A 3,447-nucleotide genomic window follows, 5' to 3' on the forward strand; every position below is an offset into this window, starting at 1 on the left:
GTCGGATACAGAGCTTTCAACAAATCACTCGAAGCATCCGAACCGTCAAACATCGGCGGATTTTTCTTTAGCACGTGATTGTTCCAGAAGTTTGATTCAATCTCGATGAGATATTGGATAATCTCCTCGTCGCGTTCAATTTTTTTGTACAAGAACTTATTTCCGCCGATGAGAACCGCGATCCACCAAGCATCGTATCCTGTTACAGCCATGTAATGTTGGCATTGAATGAGATATTGTGCTGGAACCTCATCATCTTTCCACTCATTTTTGAGATGTTCGCTCGCTGTTTTGCATTCAAGTCCTGCTTTCTCACCGACAATAAGGCGATCAACGTTTGCTAACATAAACGAGTGTTCAGGATGCTGCAGGATAGCGTTTTTACGTCGAACTTTGAGACCTGTTCGCTTGCTAAATTCTTGAGCGACGACATCCTCAAGCATCGTGCCCCAATACGCTGCTTCGCTGTTCATGCTTTCCTCTGGGGCTTGTCCCGTCTTTTCAAGGTACACCGCAATAGGTGATTTCCATTTGTTCAATCCTGCAATTGCCGAAGCGTCGCTGCCTCCGATTCCATTACGTCGCGCTGACAGCCATTCCTCATGGCTCATTTCATTTGTGTTTGCAAAAACAACAGCCATTTTCATCCCTCCATTTGATTTTTGAAGGTGATTCTTGTACTATGTAGGTAGCTTGTTCTAAGCTGTGAATCACCTTTCAAAGCGCCTCGCCTCCATCGGGGCGTTTTTCATTCTGCGATTTTTCGTACTACACCAAGATTTTCAATGAGATATTGCCAAACGTTTTCTTCGAGAACGACTTCCCCGTCTGGGAACTCATAGATCGTATCGCCATACATAATTTCATCACCGCACGCATCTACACCCCAATGTTCTGAGTCAATCGGGTATGGATAGCCTGTCCGCAATGCTCTCGTGATCGCTGGATGCTCTAAGTCGTGCACGTCTTTTCACCTCTTTTTGTAGGGATTTCCTCCCTCCATGTCGAATAGTGACGTGGAAGGGAGGTGTTAACATGAAAGAAAAGCTACAGAAAATCGAAGAAATATTCCAAATTCTTGATGACTCTTTAATCAAAGAGATTATTGAACCTGAGATAAGCAATCGTATTCGAAACCATTACGATACCCTTATTCAACTTGGACTCAAAGATGATGAACTGATATCTGCGCTAGTTTCCGTTAGTGTCGCTGAATCCATTAGGCTAGGCGCGTTTATTACGGTTTTATTAACAAACCTTAATCTAAACGATCCATTCGACCCTCGCGATTTTATTCATGTCGTGAAATGAATGGTTTTGCTAGTTCCTGAATACGCTCTTTGCTTAATGGCTCTGGAAACTTTATCTTTACATCCTTTGTGACATTGATGGTTTTCGATGGCTTGGTATATGCTTCAAATTCCATTTCAAACTCATTGATCCGCTGAAGGGTTTCCTGTAGTTGCTCCAAAAGAGTGACAGCTCTTTCAAGCAACTGCTGGAACTCTTCAGCATTTTTGAATTGAATGGATACTTTCACGCCTCCTCACCTCCTTTTCTTGCAGGATTTCCCCTTTCTTTGTCGAATTGCGACAAAAGAAAGGGGGTGAGTAACCTTGAAGAGGATATATGCCAATCTTCTTGGTGAATGGGTCGATCTCTCGTCCGATGATACATGCTTAATGGGACCACGTATGGTCAGCCCTTCTGTTTGGTGGGAAGAAAACGCTGAGATTTGGAGTCCCGATAAAAAAGATGAACATACCATATATCAATTGGACTATGTGAACATTCACTACAAAGGGAAAGACTATCGAATCAGCCCTATTTTCATTCAAGTTGTTAGTGAATAACGTTACTCAGTTTTGACGATGGCGTCCGAATAACGTCGTAAGTTAAACTCAACTTCGAGATTTCGTTTCAATTCTTCAGAGTCGTCAAGCTCCAGCTTGGCGGCTTTTAACGCGAAATATAGATTGACTTGTTGCGCAATTCTTTCCCACTCGTATTTTTTTAGACCTTTCAGTTGCTCAACTAAAGACGCGATTTGCTCTTTTGTCATTCCACTCACCTCCTTTCGCATAGATTGATAGCGTAAGGCGAGCAAGGATTTGCACCTTGCATCTGGTCATGCACTCGCCTATTTTTAGGAGATTCGAACTCCGAGTGCCACTTTAAACAAAAGCCAGAAAATCATGCGTCTACCTATTCCGCCATCACCTTACGGATGTGCTAGTGCACATCGTCATGACCAGGAACAAACTTAATGGGTGGGGGAGAACCCTGTTTGCTCCCAGCCATGACGACAGGCGCTAGACCTGTCGAGTTGAAAATGGTATAATAGTATTTGGTTCGGGTTCAGCTAGCTTGAACAAGTTAGCTTTTTCTTTTTCGCGAGGAATTGCTTGTACAGCAATTCTTTCGCGTATAATTCAGTCGCGACAAGTAATGTCGGATTTTCTCTCATTTCCTTGCACAATCTACGAACCTCTGAAACTTTCATTAGTCGGCTAGCTGAAAACACGATATTCATCACTCATTCCCCTTTCTCATCACTATCGCAATATCGATTCCTTTTTCTTTCATCATCTCAACGAGCTGCACCAGTTTGTCATGTTCTTCTTTCTTTCGTACCAGCTCGTCCAAGTCGCGTTTGCAACGCTGAAATTCCGTCATCCATCTTTCCGCTTCTGCAAGCCTTCCGTGTATGTCGAGCGAGCGATCCAAAAACGCTGTCCTCGCTCGAAACAAACTGTAATCGCAACACTGTACTAGTTCATTCGCTAGCTTCTTATCCTCGCGTAATACGTTCATTCTTTATCCACCTTCCGCATCTTGACATAGTAATATTCGTATCCTTCGACGCACTTAAAGTCTTTGAATCTTCCGATTTTCTCGTCGTAATCAAAAATCTTCTTTTCATTCGCAATCTTCTGAACAGGAGCGATGCACTCCCACCCACGTCGTTCTAAATCGCGAACAGCGTGTAATAACTGACTTAGCTTCATTCGACGCAAAGCAACTTCCATGTTACTTCACCTTGATGTTTAACATCTTGTCTGCAACGCGAATCGCGTCATCCAATAGTCCCATTTCTTCTAAGAACTGCGGACGACTCACGTCTTTCCCTGTCTTGTTGATGTAGTTTTGCCGTCTTAACTCCAAGTTCGTTTTATACGCTGTATTAAAAGCTTGCACAAAGTCCTTCCACGCGTGATTAAACCCAATTCCGTTTTGGTGAGCATAACGTTGAATCATGCGGTTTAGTCGTTGTCGTTTATCACCAATCGTATCAATCCGATCGATGTTATCTAAACGGTGTTGCACGACTGCGACCTGTTGCTTCGCTTCTGCCAGTTCCCGTTCAATTTCTTTTTGTCGCAATTCAATCGATATTAGAGCTTGTAATTGCGGACTCAACATATGAATGTTCAATGCGTTGTCTTT

Annotated in this window: 8 protein-coding genes and 1 pseudogene; 2 read left to right on the forward strand and 7 right to left on the reverse strand. The window is 43.1% G+C overall.

Translation table 11 applies throughout. The annotated features are described in order from the left end of the window. Positions 1 to 641, reverse strand: a 641-nt coding sequence (locus ETC00_RS19040) for a YqaJ viral recombinase family nuclease (protein ID WP_171567646.1), incomplete at its 3' end; no start/stop codon positions are given. 107 nt (positions 642 to 748) lie between these two features. Beyond that, on the reverse strand, positions 749 to 964 hold the full coding sequence (locus ETC00_RS19045; RefSeq protein WP_042894489.1) for a YqaI family protein: 216 nt from the start codon (positions 962 to 964) through the stop codon (positions 749 to 751). A gap of 71 nt (positions 965 to 1,035) precedes the next feature. On the opposite strand from ETC00_RS19045, the gene ETC00_RS19050 reads away from it, so the two are divergent. Continuing rightward, complete coding sequence (locus ETC00_RS19050) at positions 1,036 to 1,311, forward strand: hypothetical protein (protein WP_171334883.1); 276 nt, start codon at positions 1,036 to 1,038, stop codon at positions 1,309 to 1,311. Here the strand turns inward: ETC00_RS19050 and ETC00_RS19055 are convergent. After that, on the reverse strand, positions 1,292 to 1,540 hold the full coding sequence (locus ETC00_RS19055; protein WP_042894483.1) for a hypothetical protein: 249 nt from the start codon (positions 1,538 to 1,540) through the stop codon (positions 1,292 to 1,294). The genes ETC00_RS19050 and ETC00_RS19055 overlap by 20 nt on opposite strands. A gap of 76 nt (positions 1,541 to 1,616) precedes the next feature. Here ETC00_RS19055 and ETC00_RS19060 point away from each other — a divergent pair, with 76 nt between their 5' ends. Continuing rightward, positions 1,617 to 1,853: a hypothetical protein gene (locus ETC00_RS19060; RefSeq protein WP_171567647.1), complete on the forward strand. Its 237-nt coding sequence runs from the start codon at positions 1,617 to 1,619 to the stop codon at positions 1,851 to 1,853. Between the two features lie 2 nt (positions 1,854 to 1,855). Here the strand turns inward: ETC00_RS19060 and ETC00_RS19065 are convergent, their stop codons facing one another. The 4 genes and pseudogenes from ETC00_RS19065 to ETC00_RS19080 all read right to left on the reverse strand — a co-directional run. Then, positions 1,856 to 2,062, reverse strand: a complete 207-nt coding sequence (locus tag ETC00_RS19065) for a hypothetical protein (protein ID WP_171334884.1) — start codon at positions 2,060 to 2,062, stop codon at positions 1,856 to 1,858. Positions 2,063 to 2,532: 470 nt separating this feature from the next. Beyond that, positions 2,533 to 2,814 carry a hypothetical protein gene (locus ETC00_RS19070; protein ID WP_171567648.1) on the reverse strand — a complete coding sequence of 94 codons (282 nt, stop codon included), beginning with the start codon at positions 2,812 to 2,814 and terminating at the stop codon, positions 2,533 to 2,535. Further along, complete coding sequence (locus tag ETC00_RS19075; RefSeq protein ID WP_171567649.1) at positions 2,811 to 3,029, reverse strand: hypothetical protein; 219 nt, start codon at positions 3,027 to 3,029, stop codon at positions 2,811 to 2,813. The genes ETC00_RS19070 and ETC00_RS19075 overlap by 4 nt, the downstream gene beginning before the upstream one ends. A gap of 1 nt (position 3,030) precedes the next feature. Beyond that, positions 3,031 to 3,447, reverse strand: a pseudogene (locus tag ETC00_RS19080) (hypothetical protein); the annotation flags it as partial.

Origin of the sequence: Brevibacillus sp. MCWH (assembly GCF_013096935.1) — a bacterium.
Taxonomy (GTDB): domain Bacteria; phylum Bacillota; class Bacilli; order Brevibacillales; family Brevibacillaceae; genus Brevibacillus; species Brevibacillus aydinogluensis.

What these genes read in the sequence shown, in the direction of transcription:
- ETC00_RS19050 (WP_171334883.1), top strand. Translation starts at nt 1,036, where the DNA reads ATGAAAGAAAAGCTACAGAAAATCGAAGAAATATTCCAAATTCTTGAT.
- ETC00_RS19065 (WP_171334884.1), bottom strand. Translation starts at nt 2,062, where the DNA reads ATGACAAAAGAGCAAATCGCGTCTTTAGTTGAGCAACTGAAAGGTCTA.
- ETC00_RS19070 (WP_171567648.1), bottom strand. Translation starts at nt 2,814, where the DNA reads ATGAACGTATTACGCGAGGATAAGAAGCTAGCGAATGAACTAGTACAG.
- ETC00_RS19075 (WP_171567649.1), bottom strand. Translation starts at nt 3,029, where the DNA reads ATGGAAGTTGCTTTGCGTCGAATGAAGCTAAGTCAGTTATTACACGCT.